This is a genomic window from Mesorhizobium sp. SEMIA396 (assembly GCF_024518615.1).
Classification (GTDB): domain Bacteria; phylum Pseudomonadota; class Alphaproteobacteria; order Rhizobiales; family Rhizobiaceae; genus Mesorhizobium.
This window is the reverse complement of record NZ_JANIFC010000010.1, coordinates 1-13,987: the sequence shown is the minus strand read 5'-3', so window position 1 is coordinate 13,987 and position 13,987 is coordinate 1. Positions and strand designations below refer to the sequence as shown.

General features: G+C 62.8%; 14 protein-coding genes. 2 read left to right on the top strand and 12 right to left on the bottom strand.

What is annotated here, in order from left to right:
• Positions 1-12 precede the first annotated feature (12 nt).
• The 5 genes from NP503_RS22585 to dusB form a co-directional block, all read right to left on the bottom strand.
• Positions 13-1,374 carry a sigma-54 dependent transcriptional regulator gene (locus tag NP503_RS22585; protein WP_023812026.1) on the bottom strand — a complete coding sequence of 454 codons (1,362 nt, stop codon included), beginning with the start codon at positions 1,372-1,374 and terminating at the stop codon, positions 13-15.
• Positions 1,364-3,649 (bottom strand): PAS domain-containing sensor histidine kinase, encoded by a 2,286-nt coding sequence (locus NP503_RS22580; protein WP_127328257.1) that lies wholly within the window; start codon positions 3,647-3,649, stop codon positions 1,364-1,366. The genes NP503_RS22585 and NP503_RS22580 overlap by 11 nt, the downstream gene beginning before the upstream one ends.
• Positions 3,650-3,778: 129 nt before the next feature.
• Positions 3,779-5,239, bottom strand: a complete 1,461-nt coding sequence (ntrC, locus tag NP503_RS22575; protein ID WP_023812028.1) for a nitrogen regulation protein NR(I) — start codon at positions 5,237-5,239, stop codon at positions 3,779-3,781.
• Positions 5,236-6,378, bottom strand: a complete 1,143-nt coding sequence (locus NP503_RS22570; protein WP_127272394.1) for a nitrogen regulation protein NR(II) — start codon at positions 6,376-6,378, stop codon at positions 5,236-5,238. Before NP503_RS22570 ends, ntrC begins: the two co-directional genes overlap by 4 nt.
• Positions 6,375-7,403 (bottom strand): tRNA dihydrouridine synthase DusB, encoded by a 1,029-nt coding sequence (gene dusB / locus NP503_RS22565; RefSeq protein ID WP_127267302.1) that lies wholly within the window; start codon positions 7,401-7,403, stop codon positions 6,375-6,377. The genes NP503_RS22570 and dusB overlap by 4 nt, the downstream gene beginning before the upstream one ends.
• 244 nt (positions 7,404-7,647) lie before the next feature.
• Between dusB and NP503_RS22560 the strand changes: the two genes are divergently transcribed.
• Positions 7,648-8,877, top strand: coding sequence for a bifunctional 2-C-methyl-D-erythritol 4-phosphate cytidylyltransferase/2-C-methyl-D-erythritol 2,4-cyclodiphosphate synthase (locus NP503_RS22560; protein ID WP_127267303.1), 1,230 nt, complete (start codon positions 7,648-7,650; stop codon positions 8,875-8,877).
• A complete protein-coding gene (locus NP503_RS22555) occupies positions 8,874-9,356 on the top strand; it encodes a CinA family protein (RefSeq protein ID WP_127267304.1) in 483 nt (160 codons plus the stop codon). Before NP503_RS22560 ends, NP503_RS22555 begins: the two co-directional genes overlap by 4 nt.
• Here NP503_RS22555 and NP503_RS22550 read toward each other — a convergent pair.
• From NP503_RS22550 to NP503_RS22520, 7 genes are all read right to left on the bottom strand, one after another.
• Positions 9,353-9,817 carry a type II toxin-antitoxin system RatA family toxin gene (locus NP503_RS22550; protein ID WP_127267305.1) on the bottom strand — a complete coding sequence of 155 codons (465 nt, stop codon included), beginning with the start codon at positions 9,815-9,817 and terminating at the stop codon, positions 9,353-9,355. The two genes, NP503_RS22555 and NP503_RS22550, sit on opposite strands and share 4 nt — an antisense overlap.
• Positions 9,818-9,829: 12 nt before the next feature.
• Positions 9,830-10,795: a lipoyl synthase gene (lipA, locus tag NP503_RS22545; RefSeq protein ID WP_127272707.1), complete on the bottom strand. Its 966-nt coding sequence runs from the start codon at positions 10,793-10,795 to the stop codon at positions 9,830-9,832.
• Between the two features lie 137 nt (positions 10,796-10,932).
• Entirely contained in the window at positions 10,933-11,190 is a 258-nt protein-coding gene (locus NP503_RS22540) for a GlsB/YeaQ/YmgE family stress response membrane protein (RefSeq protein WP_023812036.1), read from the bottom strand.
• An 89-nt stretch (positions 11,191-11,279) separates the two neighbouring features.
• Entirely contained in the window at positions 11,280-12,725 is a 1,446-nt protein-coding gene (lpdA, locus tag NP503_RS22535) for a dihydrolipoyl dehydrogenase (protein WP_127270641.1), read from the bottom strand.
• Between the two features lie 12 nt (positions 12,726-12,737).
• Positions 12,738-13,373 carry an SGNH/GDSL hydrolase family protein gene (locus NP503_RS22530; protein ID WP_127270643.1) on the bottom strand — a complete coding sequence of 212 codons (636 nt, stop codon included), beginning with the start codon at positions 13,371-13,373 and terminating at the stop codon, positions 12,738-12,740.
• Positions 13,370-13,786 carry a hypothetical protein gene (locus tag NP503_RS22525; RefSeq protein ID WP_127270644.1) on the bottom strand — a complete coding sequence of 139 codons (417 nt, stop codon included), beginning with the start codon at positions 13,784-13,786 and terminating at the stop codon, positions 13,370-13,372. Before NP503_RS22525 ends, NP503_RS22530 begins: the two co-directional genes overlap by 4 nt.
• A gap of 13 nt (positions 13,787-13,799) precedes the next feature.
• Positions 13,800-13,987: 2-oxo acid dehydrogenase subunit E2 (locus tag NP503_RS22520; protein WP_206517217.1), on the bottom strand; the 188-nt coding region annotated here is incomplete at its 5' end.

The window sequence follows — 13,987 nt, the reverse complement described above, 5'->3', positions numbered from 1 at the left end:
GGCTAACCCGCGTCAGACGCCCAGCGACTTCAGCTTGCGGTGCAGCGCGGAGCGCTCCATGCCGATGAACTCGGCGGTCTTCGAGATGTTGCCGCCGAACCGGTTGATCTGGGCGATCAGGTAGTCCTTCTCGAACTGCTCACGCGCTTCGCGCAGCGGCAGCGCCATGATGTGCTGGTCGGATTGATTCGGCGTGCGCGGCATGACATCTCCGATCTCGGCCGGCAACAGATCGGCGGTGATCGGCGCATCGACGTCGTCGCCGCGCGCAAGGATCATCAGGCGCTCGACATTGTTGCGCAGCTGGCGAACGTTGCCCGGCCAGTTGTGCGCCTGCAGCACGGCCAGCGCGTCGTCGCCGATGCGGCGCGGCTTGATGCCGGCCTGGCGGGCGATCTGCTTCATGAAATTGTCGACGAGGTAGGGAATATCCTCGCGCCGCTCGGCCAATCCCGGCACGATGACCGGAACCACCGCGAGGCGATGGTAAAGATCCTCGCGGAAACGCCCGTCGGCAATCATCGCTTCGAGGTTCTGCGAGGTCGAGGAGATGATGCGGACATCGACCTTGACCCGCTTGGTTCCCCCTACCCGCTCGAACTGCTGCTCGACCAGCACGCGCAGGATCTTGTTTTGCGTCTCGCGCGGCATGTCGGCCACCTCGTCGATGTAGAGGATACCGCGATGGGCCTCCTCCAGCGCGCCGACCTTGCGCTCGACGCCATTCGATTCGGTGCCGAACAGCTCGATCTCCATGCGCTCGGGCGTGATGTTGGCGGCGCTCAGCGTCACGAAAGGTGCGCTCTTGCGCGCCGACAGCGTGTGGATGGCGCGCGCGGCCAATTCCTTGCCCGAGCCAGACGGTCCGATGATCATCACGCGGCTGTTGGTCGGCGCGACGCGTTCGATGGTCTGGCGCAACTGGCTCATCGCCGACGACATGCCGATCAGATCGAAGGTTTCGCCGCTGCGCAGCTTGAGGTCGGAAACCTCGCGCCGCAATTTCGAGGTCTCGAGCGCACGCTCGGCAATAAGGATCAGCCTGTCGGCCTTGAACGGTTTTTCGATGAAGTCATAGGCGCCGCGACGGATGGCGGAGACCGCCGTTTCGATGTTGCCGTGGCCGGAAATCATCACCACCGGCAAGGTCGGATGCATGGTCTTGATCTCGTCGAGCAGCGCCAGCCCGTCCAGGCGCGAGCCCTGCAGCCAGATATCGAGGAAAATCAGCCGCGGCGCGCGATCAGCTATAGCAGCGAGCGCGCTGTCAGCATCGAATGCCGTGCGGGTTTCGTGACCTTCGTCGCTCAGTATGCCCGCGACGAGTTCACGGATGTCTTCCTCGTCATCGACGATGAGAATATCAGACGCCATTACCGACCTTTTCAGTTTCTCTTTCGTTTTCCGCCCTGCTTTCGCTGCGCGGAGCCGTTGCGGCCGCAGGCGGCAGGATGATGCTGATCATCGCGCCGCGCCCATCGTGGAAGTCCGCTGGAGCATCGTGTAGTTCCAGCCTGCCGCCATGGTCCTCCACGATCTTCTTGACGATAGCGAGGCCAAGTCCGGTGCCCTTCTCGCGTGTGGTCATGTAGGGCTCGAGCAGCCGTTGGCGATTCTCGCGCGGCAGGCCTTTGCCATTGTCGATGACGTCGATTCGAATCGCACCATTCTGGCGCCCGGCTTGAATCCGGATTATGCCGTGCGAACCGTCCTTCTGTTCCAATCCGTCGATCGCCTCGGCCGCGTTCTTGATCACATTGCCGAAGGCCTGCGCCATCAGGCGGCTGTCGAAAGTGCCCTTGAGCGGCTCCGTGCCGAATATCCGCTCGAAAGTGATGTCGGCGCGGCTGACCTCGACCAGGAACGAGGCCTCACGCAGCGATTCGCGCAGATCTATCGCCTTCATCTCAGGCTTTGGCATGCGCGCGAACGCCGAGAATTCGTCCACCATACGGCCGATATCCTCAACCTGACGGATGATGGTGTCGGTGCATTGGTCGAAAACCTCGCGGTCCTCGGTAATCACCTTGCCGTAACGGCGCTTGATGCGTTCGGCCGAGAGCTGGATCGGCGTCAGCGGGTTCTTGATCTCGTGGGCGATACGCCGCGCCACATCCGCCCAGGCCGACGAGCGCTGCGCCTGAACCAGGTCGGTGATGTCGTCGACCGTCACGACATAGGATTTTTCCTCCGAGCCGTCGTCGCCGGCCTCGATGGTGATCTGCACGTTGAAGGTCCGCTCGGCACCGGCGCGGTAAAAGGTCACCTGCTCGCGATAGACGGGTTTGCCGGACTTGCGACCGATCTCGAAGACGCGGCCGACATGCGGCAGTACGGCGGAAAGATTCTGCCCAAGGGCTGCGCTGGCCGAAATCGCCAGCATCGCCTCGGCCGAGCGGTTGACGATGGTGACGATGCCGTAGGGATCGACGCCGATGACGCCGGCGGTAACGCCGGCAAGCACGGCTTCGGAGAAGCGGCGCCGTTCGTCGATCAGGTCCTTGGCCGACAGGATCTCATTGCGCTGCGATTTAAGTTCGAGAAGCATCTTGTTGAAGGTATCGCCGAGCGAGGCGACATCGCCGTCCGAAGGCCTGACGGGAACCGCGACGTCGAGATTGCCGGTCGCCACCTCGTCGGCGGCGCCGATGAGCTGGCGAATAGGCCGCACCAGACGGTCGGCGACCGCAATGCCGGTCCAGATCGCGGACAGGATGATGATGAGCGTCAGCGACAGATAGGGCAGCGCGAAGGCCACCTGCGAGGTACGGCGGTTATCTTCCAGCCCCCGATATTCGTCGGTGTTGGACCTGACGATCTGCCTTGCCTTGATCACTTCGGGATCGACGAGCCGAATGGTGTAGAGGTAGAGTCCTTCGATCTCCCGCAGCTTGACGATGGCGCCCATGATGTTGCGCGTTTTCGGTTCGATCAGCACCGGCTTGCCGTCGGCAGCGCTGGCCACCGCGCCTTCCGGCGGCTCGGGCATGGCGAACTCCGTATCGGTCTTGGCGCTCATGACGAAAGAGCCGTCCGGCTTGATCAGCGCCGCATGGGCCAGCGAACGGCCCACGGCTTCCTTGTTCATCAAGTCGAGAAAGCCGGTACGATCAAGGCCGTAGAGCGTGCGCGACGCATCGAGATCATAGGCCATGGACAATGTCGTGCCCTGGAGGTTGCGGGCATTTTCCTGGACATAGGCGTCGGCGATCGAGAGGGACGAATTGACGATCGTCTTGGTGCGGATCTCGAACCAGCGGTCAAGGCCGATGTCGAGCGTGATCGAGGCAATGATGGCCACCATGATGGCGGGAATGGCGGCAACCAGGGCGAACATGGCGACAATGCGCACATGCAGCCGCGAAGCGGCCTTACCATGCCGGCGCGCCATCAGGATGCGGTGCACCTCACGCCCGACCAGCGCGATAAGAAACAGGACGAAAGCCGCGTTGAGGGCAATCAGCGCCAGCGTCGTCGACTCGTTCGGTGTGATCGGCGTGGCGCCGACGAGGATGGTGAACGAGATCGCAGCCGTCATCAGCGCGCCGACGACCGCGATCACACCCGGCAGCGCAAGCAGCCGGCGCCCGTCACGAGCGCCGGGTTCGCTGAAGAGCGGTTGGTTTGTTGTCGGTGCCTGCGGAGCCATGTCGCCGTCTAGAGCCATGATTGCGTCGGATGTATGCAACGCATTGTGGCGATTATGCAACAAGTGTGACCGAGACGGAAATCTTTCGCGAGCCGATCCCCTGAAAAGAGCGCGGGCTCAGATCAAGGCTCAGCCCTGCCGCGATGATTTGTAGACGTTGACGCCGAGCTCGCGGATCTTCTTGCGCAGCGTGTTGCGGTTCAAGCCCAGCAGTTCCGCGGCCTTGATCTGGTTGCCGCGGGTTGCCGTCATCGAAGCCAGGACGAGGGGAAACTCGACCTCGGACAGGATGCGCTGATAAAGCCCGGCAGGTGGCAAATCGCCGGCAAAGGAAGCGAAATAGCGCTGCAGGAAGTGCTCGACCGCCTGCCCGATCGACAAATCGTCGGGGATCAGATTGCCGCCACCCGGCACCACCGGACGTTCGCCGGTCTTGAGCTCCGCCTCGATGATCTCGGCGGAAATCTCGTCCTGCGAATAGAGCGCGGCGAGCCTGCGAACCAGGTTTTCCAGTTCGCGCACATTGCCCGGCCACGGATAGCGCTTCATCAACTCGATGCCGCCGGAAGAAATGCGCTTGGTCTGCAGGCCTTCCATTTCGCCGAGCTTGAAGAAATGGCGGACGAGGTCCGGCACATCCTCGGAGCGCTCACGCAGCGCGGGCAGCCGGAGCGGCACGACGTTGAGGCGATAGAAAAGATCCTCGCGGAAGAGCCCCTGGTTGATCAGCGTGCGCAGATCCTTGTTGGTGGCAGCGACGATGCGCACGTCGGTCTTGATCGGCGTGCGTCCGCCGACCGTGGTGTACTCGCCCTGCTGCAGCACGCGCAGCAGGCGCGTCTGCGCCTCCATCGGCATGTCGCCGATTTCATCGAGGAACAGCGTGCCGCCTTCGGCCTGCTCGAAGCGGCCGGTCGAGCGGTTCTGCGCGCCGGTGAAGGCACCCTTCTCGTGACCGAACAGTTCCGATTCGATCAGGTCACGCGGGATCGCCGCCATATTGATGGCGACGAAGGGGCCGCCGCGGCGGCGGCCATATTCATGCAGCGCGCGCGCCACCAGCTCCTTGCCGGTGCCGGATTCGCCCGAGATCATCACCGTCAGGTCGGTCTGCATCATGCGCGCCAGCATGCGGTAGATATCCTGCATGGCCGCCGAGCGGCCGACCAGCGGCATCGCGTCCGGCTGTTCTTCCGGCCGCGCATCGATCTTCGGCCGACGCGGCTCGGAAAGCGCCCGGTTGACGATGTTGAGCAGTTCGGTCAGGTCGAACGGCTTGGGCAGATATTCGTAAGCGCCGGTTTCGGAGGCGCGGATCGCCGTCATGAATGTGTTCTGGGCGCTCATGACGATAACCGGCAGCTCCGGCCTCGCCTTCTTGATGCGCGGCAGCATGTCGAAGGCGTTTTCGTCCGGCATCACCACATCGGTGATGACCAGATCGCCCTCGCCCGCCGCCACCCAGCGCCAAAGCGTCGAAGCGTTGGAGGTGACGCGCACCTCATGACCGGCGCGTGAAAGCGCCTGGTTGAGGACGGTGCGGATTGCCGCGTCGTCGTCGGCGACGAGAATATTGCCGCGAACGGTCATTTGAGGTCTCCTTCGCCGTCATCATCGGCGCCGTTTGGCGCTTCTTTCCAGGCCGGCATCAGGATGCGGAATGTGGTGCCGCGCGGCGTCGATTCGCATTCGATGATGCCGCCATGCTCGCCGACGATCTTGGCGACCAGCGCAAGACCCAACCCGGAGCCGTTCGGCTTGGTGGTGATGAACGGGTCGAACAGGATCGGCAGGATGTCTTCGGAGACGCCGGAGCCATTGTCGCGCACGCAGAATTCCAGCGGCAGCGACACGCGGTCCTGCGTGCCCGGAACGGAAACACGGATGCCCGGCCGGAAGGCGGTCGACAGCACGATCTCGCCCTGCGGGTCGCTGCCGATCGCCTCGGCAGCGTTCTTGACCAGGTTGAGGAACACCTGGATGAGTTGATCGCGGTTGGCAAACACCGGAGGCAATGAAGGATCATAATCCTCCATTATCTTGATTTTCTTGGCAAAACCATTCTTGGCAATCGCCTTCACATGGTCGAGCACGACATGGATATTGACGGGATAGCGATCGATCGGCCGCTCGTCGGAAAACACCTCCATGCGATCGACCAGCGATACGATGCGGTCCGTCTCGTCGGTGATCAGCCGCGTCAGCGCGCGGTCTTCGTCGGAAGCCGACAGTTCGAGAAGCTGGGCAGCGCCGCGGATGCCGGAGAGCGGGTTCTTGATCTCATGGGCAAGCATTGCCGCCAGACCGGTCACCGAACGTGCGGCACCCCGATGCGTCATCTGCCGGTCGATCTTGTCGGCCATCGACCGTTCCTGGAACATCACCACGACGGAGCCCGGATATTCCGGCACCGGCGCGACGTAGAGATCGACGACCTTTTCGATGCCGAGACGCGGCGACGACACGTCGACCCGATACTCGTTGACCGGAGCCCGACGCTCGCGCACCTGATCGACCAGCGTCAGCAGCGGGCTGCCGAAGGGAATGAGTTTTGACAGCGTGTTGCGGGCGAGCATGTTTGCACTCGAGCGAAAGAAATCTTCCGCGTCGGCGTTGGCATAGGTGATGAAACCTTCCTCGCTGATCATGATCACCGGGCGACGGATGGTGTTGAGCACGATCTGGGCGGCATCCGCCATTTCAGCGCCCTGGCCGGCGGCGGCGTTCATGCGGCGCTCCGCAGGTTCAAGGGTTGCGGATCGCGCGAAAACACATCGCGCAGCAAGGCAATGACGCGCGCGGGCTCGAATGCGGTCAGTATGGCCTTTCGGCTGTCGTCGGCGACGCCGCCGGCATGCCGGTCGAGATACCAGCCAAGGTGTTTGCGCGCCTGGCGCAGGCCGCTTTCGGCGCCGTAGAGCGCCAGCATGTCCTCATAATGGGCCACGATGTAGTCGGCGACCGCCGTCGAGTCCCGTGGCATGTTTGGCGTCGCCTCGCCGATCGCTGCGGCCGCAATGCCGCCTGCGATCCAGGGCGCGCCATAATGGGCACGGCCGATCATCACGGCGTCGGCACCCGATTGATCGAGAATGTCGGCCGCTTCCGCCGGCGAAGAGACGTCACCATTGGCGACGACCGGGATGGACACGGCTTCCTTGACGCGGGCGATGGCGCGCCAGTCGGCCTTGCCCTGGTAGAACTGGCAGCGCGTGCGGCCGTGCACGGTCACCATGCTGACACCGGCCTGCTCGGCGCGGCGCGCGAGCATCGGCGCATTGAGCGCGCCTTCGTCCCAGCCAAGCCGCATCTTGACCGTCACCGGCACCTCGACCGCGCCGACAACGGCGTCGATCAGCGACAGTGCGTGGTCGAGATCCAGCATCAATGCCGAACCCGCATAACCGCCGGTAACCTTCTTGGCCGGGCATCCCATGTTGATGTCGATGATGTCGGCGCCCTCACCGGCGGCGATTCTGGCACCTTCGGCCATGTGCATCGCCTCACGGCCTGCCAGCTGAACCATATGGACGGGCAGGCCGGAGTGGCGTATGCGCAGCTTGAAACCGGCCCTGCCCTTGGCAAGCTCGCCGCTGGCAACCATTTCGGATACGACCAGGCCCGCTCCATGCGCGTGGGCACGCTGCCGGAACGGCTCGTCCGTAATCCCCGACATCGGTGCGAGGAACACGCGATTGCGGATTCTCACGCCACCGACATCGAGCGGCGCGGCCAATTTGGTCAAGTTAACCATGCACAAAAACCAAGCATCTTCATTCGTTGCACATTCTCTAGCCAGAACCGGCGCAATGTGCAACGCGGAATGACGCCACATTAAGGCGCAATTGGGAAAATGCCGGCCTTCGGCTTTGGCCGCGACCAAAGCGCCGCGCGTCGCCGAGGACGCGCAAAAGACGCTTTGGAATTTCATACTTAGCGCACGATCTTTCCGAAAACCGATTACACTTTTCGGGATCGTGCGCTAGGACCAAACAGGCATGACTGACGCAAGTGAAAATCACGTTTCGGGTGCGGATGGCAAGGTCGCGGTGGTGATCGTTGCGGCCGGCCGTGGTGCGCGCGCCGGACAGGCCAACGGACCGAAGCAATATCAACACATTGGCGGCTTTGCCGTCATTGCACACACGCTGGACATTTTTCTGGCCCACCCGCGGACGAGCGAGATCGTCGTCGCCATTCATGCCGATGACCATGAGTTGTTCCGGCAGGCGGCGGGCGCCAATGCCGAGCGCGTCACCGCCATCATGGGCGGGGCGACGAGGCAGGAATCCGTTCGGCTCGGCCTGCTTGCCCTTAGAGGCCACGCGCCGGCGCAGGTCCTGATCCATGACGCCGTGCGTCCGTTTGTCGATGCGGACCTGATAGATCGCACCATCGCCGCCATCGGCGAGCGCGAGGGCGCGTTGCCCGCTTTGCCCGTCGCCGACACGCTGAAGCGCGAATCGGCCTCCGGCGTGGTTGGCGAAACCGTATCGCGCAGCGGGCTTCACGCGGCGCAAACGCCACAAGGCTTTCCGTTCTGGCCCATTCTTGCCGCGCACGAGAAAGCCCGTCATCTGGGAAAAATGGATTTTACCGACGATGCCGCGATCGCCGAATGGGCGCATATTCCGGTCAAGATCGTTCCGGGCTCGCCGGACAATGTCAAACTCACCTGGGCACGGGATATTGCGATGGCGGACCAGCGGCTTTCCGGCGAACGCGTGCGCTTTCCCGACATCCGTACCGGCAATGGCTACGACGTCCACGCCTTCGAACCGGGAGACCATGTCACTTTGTGTGGCGTCGCCATAGCGCACGACAAGAAGCTGTCCGGCCATTCCGACGCCGATGTCGGTCTGCACGCCTTGACCGATGCGCTGCTGGCGACTTGCGGCGCAGGCGACATCGGCACGCATTTCCCGCCATCCGACCCGCAGTGGAAAGGCGCTGCGTCGCGCATATTCGTCGAGCATGCGGCGAAACTGGTCCGCGCGCGCGGCGGCCGCATCGCCAATGCCGACATCACGCTGATCTGCGAAGCGCCGCGCGTCGGCCCGCATCGCGAGGCCATGACCGCAGCCCTTTCGCAGATGCTGGCAATTACGCCGGATCGCATCTCGATCAAGGCCACAACCAATGAGAAGCTCGGCTTTGTCGGGCGCGAGGAAGGCATTGCGGCGATCGCCACCGCCAGCGTGGTGTTTCCCGGCGAGGTGCCGGAATGACCCACAACGAGCTGGCAAATGCCCTGCTGCAAGCCTGCCAGAGACGCGGCATCATGCTGGCAACGGCGGAAAGCTGCACCGGCGGCATGATCATCGCCGCGTTGACCGACATCGCCGGCTCGTCCGCCGTGATCGATCGCGGCTTCATCACCTATTCCAACGAAGCCAAGATGGACATGCTCGGCGTTTCCGCCGCCACGCTCGGGGCGCATGGCGCGGTTTCGCGCGAGACTGCGATTGAAATGGCGGCAGGCGCGCTTGCCCGTTCGCGCGCCGGGCTGACCCTGGCGGTCACCGGGATCGCTGGGCCTGGCGGCGGTTCGGCGGAAAAACCGGTCGGCCTGGTCTGGTTCGGGGTTGCGCTGGACGGCCGACCGATTGTCGCCGAGCACCAGCTCTTTGCAGACAAAGGCCGCGATTTCATTCGTCGCGAAACGGTCCGGCAAGCGCTGGAGTTGGGCCTGCAAGCACTCGGCTAACCCTGGACCCGGGGTGCTGCACCGTAGATGACGTCGGCGCGCTTCTCAAAGGCTTCGGCGAACATGCGGAAGGCGCGATCGAACATGGTCCCCATGACCGCGCCCAGAATACGGCTCTTGAACTCGTAGTCGATGAAGAAGCGGACGGTGCACCCGGCGCCGTCCGCTTCGAAACGCCAGACGTTGCTCAAATATTTGAAGGGCCCGTCGATGTACTTCACGTCGATGGTGTTCTCGGCGGGCTTCAGCAGCACCTGCGTCGTGAAGGTTTCGCGGATCGCCTTGTAGCCGATGCTCATGTCGGCAAGCAGAACCGTGCGCCCGTCACGCTCCTTGCGCGAGCGAACCGTCAGCGCTTCGCAAAGCGGCAGGAATTGCGGATAGGATTCAACATCGGCGACCAGCGCGAACATCTGCTCGGGTGTATGGGATACGCGTCGGGTGGCTTCGAATTTTGGCATGAAACCAGCGGGTTAGGCTGTTTTCTTGAGAATCGCTTCCCGTGCCGCACGCAGCTTGGCGAAATCGTCGCCGGCGTGATGCGACGAACGCGTCAGCGGGCTGGACGCCACCAGCAGGAAACCCTTGGTCCGGCCGATCGTCTCGAAAGATTTAAACTCCTCCGGAGTGACGAAGCGGATCACCGGATGGTGCTTCTTCGACGGCTGCAGGTACTGGCCGATGGTCATGAAGTCGACATTGGCGGACCGCAGATCATCCATCAGCTGCAGGATTTCATTCCGTTCTTCGCCCAGCCCCACCATGATGCCGGACTTGGTGAAGATTGACGGATCGAGCTCCTTGACCCGCTGCAGCAGCCGGATCGAATGGAAATAGCGGGCGCCCGGACGTACCGTCAGATAGTTCGATGGCACGGTTTCGAGATTGTGGTTGAAGACGTCGGGCTTGGCGGCCACGACGATCTCCAGCGCGCCGTCCTTGCGCAGGAAGTCGGGCGTCAGGATTTCGATCGTCGTCAGCGGCGTTGCCGCCCGGATGGCGCGAATGACTTCGGCGAAATGCTGCGCACCGCCATCGGCGAGGTCGTCGCGGTCGACCGAGGTGATGACGACATGGGTCAAGCCCATCTGCTTGACCGCATGCGCGACGCGGGCCGGCTCATCCGGGTCAAGTGCTGTCGGAATGCCGGTGGCGACGTTGCAGAAGGCGCAGGCGCGCGTGCAGATCTCGCCCATGATCATGAAGGTGGCGTGCTTCTTTTCCCAGCATTCGCCGATGTTGGGGCAGCCGGCCTCTTCGCAGACCGTCACCAGCTTGTGCGATTTGACGATTTCGCGCGTTTCGGCATAGCCCTTCGACATCGGCGCCTTGACGCGGATCCAGTCGGGCTTGCGCAGCACATCCTGATCAGGCTTGTGCGCCTTTTCCGGATGCCGCAAGCGCGGGGCGTTGGCGATCGTATCGAGGACAGTGACCATCGGGAAACCTGGTTCATTCGCGACGCCAGTCAGGCGTTCGCTGTCATAACGTCATCTAGGACTTTTCAACGCAAAGAAAAAGGCCGCCGCGGCGCATGCCGCAACAGCCTTTTTCGCATGGCAGCTTTTCAGTGATGCTATCGGCGCACCAGACGCCCCGCCCAGATCAGCAGGCAGGCACCGATAAAGCCGGTGATCAGATAGGCAATCCAGCCGACGCCGAACGGGCCAAAATTGAGAGCCTGCAGAATGGCGTTCAGCACGACCGCGCCGACGATGCCCATAACGATGTTCATGAAGATGCCGGTGTTGCTCTTCATGAACATTTCGGCGAACCAGCCTGCCAGGCCGCCGATGATGATGGCTGCTATCCAGCCGACGCCATTCAGGTGCATATGCCTTCTCCTTGTGTGATGCGTGAAAACGCATCCGCAAACGAAGTACCTTGCCGCCGGGTTCCATCTGTAGCAGCGCTTTCAATCTATCAGGCGTTGAGCGCGCGGCCATAGGCGTCGAGCACGCTTTCCTTCATCATCTCCGACAGCGTCGGGTGCGGGAAGATGGTGTGCATCAGCTCTTCCTCGGTCGTCTCCAGGTTCATTGCCACGACAAAGCCCTGGATCAGTTCGGTCACTTCGGCACCCACCATGTGGGCGCCGAGCAATTGACCGGTCTTCTTGTCGAAGATGGTCTTGATGAAACCCTGATCCTCGCCGAGCGCAATGGCCTTGCCATTGGCGGCGAACTGGAAGCGCCCGACCCGGATGTCCTTGCCCTCGGCCTTGGCCTTGGCTTCCGTCAGGCCAACCGAGGCGACCTGCGGATTGCAGTAGGTGCAGCCCGGAATCTTCAGCTTGTCGGTGGCATGCACGCCAGGAAAATCAGCGATCTTCTCGATGCACACGACCCCCTCATGTTCTGCCTTGTGGGCGAGCATCGGCGGGCCGGCGACATCGCCGATGGCGTAGATGCCCGGCACATTGGTCTTGCCGTAGCCGTCGATGACGATGCAGCCGCGCTCGGTCTTCACGCCTAGCGCCTCAAGCCCGAGGCCCTCGATGTTGCCCTGGACGCCGACGGCCGAGATCATGCGATCGGCGGTGATCTTCTCGACCTTGCCGTCCTTCATCTCGACATGCGCGGTGACCGAGTTCGCACCCTTCTCGACCTTGGTCACCTTGGCTTCGAGGATGATCTTCATGCCTTGCTTCTCGAACTGCTTTTGCGCGAATTTCGAGACTTCGGCATCCTCGACGGGCATCACTGCCGGCAGCAGTTCGACCACCGTTACTTCGGCGCCCATGGTGCGGTAGAAGGAGGCGAATTCGATGCCGATGGCGCCCGATCCCATGACCAGCAGCGACTTCGGCATCTCCTTCGGCACCATGGCCTCGAAATAGGTCCAGATCAGTCTGCCGTCAGGCTCGATGCCGGGCAGCGCGCGTGGCCGCGCGCCGGTCGCCAGGATGATGTGCTTGGCGGTGTAGGTGCCCTCGCCCTTGACGCCTTTCGGCACCGGCGGCTGCGGCTCCATCGGCTTCTTGGCCGTATTGGACACGGCGATCTCACCCGGCTTCGAAAGCTTGGCCTCGCCCCAGATGACATCGACCTTGTTCTTCTTCATCAGGAAGGCAACGCCGCCATTGAGCCGCAGCGAGACCTTTCGCGAGCGGTCGACCACGGCCGCTGTGTCGGCGCTGACTTTGCCGTCGAGCTTCAGCCCGTAATCCTTCAGGTGATCCGAATAGTGCATGATCTCGGCCGAGCGCAGCAGCGCCTTGGTCGGGATGCAGCCCCAGTTGAGGCAAATGCCGCCGAGATGCTCGCGCTCGACGATCGCCGTCTTGAAGCCGAGTTGCGCGGAACGCACCGCGGTGACATAGCCGCCAGGGCCGGAGCCGATGATGATGACGTCGTAGTTCTCAGCCACGGGTTTTCTCCTTCACAATTCCAGCATGACGCGCACGACGGGTGCCAGCGCCTTGCCGATGTTTCGCGTGTTTTCGGCGTCGAGGTGGACGCCATCAAGCGGTGTGGTTTGCGCCACGCTGCCGGCGTCGAAGAAGCCGCAGCCGGCCTCGTCGGCGAGCGCTGCATATTGCGGTGCCAAAAACTTCGAGGCGTCATCGCCACCGGCGAACATTTCCTTGAAGTCGGCATTTTCAGTACGGCTGACGACAGGCGGCGAAACGATCAGGATCTGCGGCGCGGGCCAGTCGAAGGGATAGTCGTGACCGCGCACGATATCGATCAGCCGCTGGATGCCCTGCTTGGCCGCGACGGGATTCCCGTGGATCCATGGCTTCATGTCGTTGGCGCCGAGCATGATGACAATCAGGTCGATCGGCGCATGGGTCGTCAGCACCGTTGGCAGCAGCCTGGCGCCGTTGCGATCCGCGCCGGCCAGATGGTCGTCGAAGGCCGTGGTGCGGCCGTTGAGGCCATCGGCAATCACTTGCACGCCGGCGCCTAACGCTGCCTGCAGCACGCTCGGCCAGCGGTCTTCCAGCGCATGGCGGCCACCTTCGGCATTGTAGCCCCAGGTCAGCGAGTCGCCGTAGCAAAGAACCGTCTTCATGCGCCCACCTGTGCGTTAATCGAGCCGCGCCTCAACCGCCAGCGCACGAACAGCCAGTGAACCAGCACAGTGGCCAGGTTCGGCAAAACCAGGCCGGCGACGATCGGCAGGTCACCTCCCCACTGGCGCTTATCGACCGGCTGAGAGAACGTCCAACCGATCAGGCCGAGCCCGATCAGCACGAACAGGACAATTGCGCAGAGGCCCAGCCAGTTGATGATCGTCGGTGCGTTCGCAAAAAGCTGCGCGATGAAAAACATGATCGTCGTAGCAATGGTGACAAGCACCGACGTCATGAACACCAGAATGTATTCTTCCTGAGCATGGGTTGCGACCGCCAGCTGTTGAGCAACCAGGCCGCCTGCCAATCCTGACAGGAAAAACGCCATGAGGGAGGTGAAGAAGATCCGCACCGCCCTCTCCGTCCTAGACCAGCATGCCCATCGGGTTCTCGATCAGCCGCTTGAAGGCGACCAGCAGTTCAGCCCCCAGCGCGCCGTCGACGGCGCGGTGGTCGGTCGACAGCGTCACCGACATCACGGTGGCGATCTTGATCTCGCCGTTCTTGACCACCGCCCGCTCCTCGCCGGCGCCGACCGCCAGGATGGTCGCAT

Excerpts from the sequence above, each read along its gene's own strand:
- NP503_RS22585 (WP_023812026.1), bottom strand. The coding sequence starts at position 1,374 with ATGGCGTCTGATATTCTCATCGTCGATGACGAGGAAGACATCCGTGAA.
- NP503_RS22580 (WP_127328257.1), bottom strand. The coding sequence starts at position 3,649 with ATGGCTCCGCAGGCACCGACAACAAACCAACCGCTCTTCAGCGAACCC.
- ntrC (WP_023812028.1), bottom strand. The coding sequence starts at position 5,239 with ATGACCGTTCGCGGCAATATTCTCGTCGCCGACGACGACGCGGCAATC.
- NP503_RS22570 (WP_127272394.1), bottom strand. The coding sequence starts at position 6,378 with ATGAACGCCGCCGCCGGCCAGGGCGCTGAAATGGCGGATGCCGCCCAG.
- dusB (WP_127267302.1), bottom strand. The coding sequence starts at position 7,403 with ATGGTTAACTTGACCAAATTGGCCGCGCCGCTCGATGTCGGTGGCGTG.
- NP503_RS22560 (WP_127267303.1), top strand. The coding sequence starts at position 7,648 with ATGACTGACGCAAGTGAAAATCACGTTTCGGGTGCGGATGGCAAGGTC.
- NP503_RS22555 (WP_127267304.1), top strand. The coding sequence starts at position 8,874 with ATGACCCACAACGAGCTGGCAAATGCCCTGCTGCAAGCCTGCCAGAGA.
- NP503_RS22550 (WP_127267305.1), bottom strand. The coding sequence starts at position 9,817 with ATGCCAAAATTCGAAGCCACCCGACGCGTATCCCATACACCCGAGCAG.
- lipA (WP_127272707.1), bottom strand. The coding sequence starts at position 10,795 with ATGGTCACTGTCCTCGATACGATCGCCAACGCCCCGCGCTTGCGGCAT.
- NP503_RS22540 (WP_023812036.1), bottom strand. The coding sequence starts at position 11,190 with ATGCACCTGAATGGCGTCGGCTGGATAGCAGCCATCATCATCGGCGGC.
- NP503_RS22530 (WP_127270643.1), bottom strand. The coding sequence starts at position 13,373 with ATGAAGACGGTTCTTTGCTACGGCGACTCGCTGACCTGGGGCTACAAT.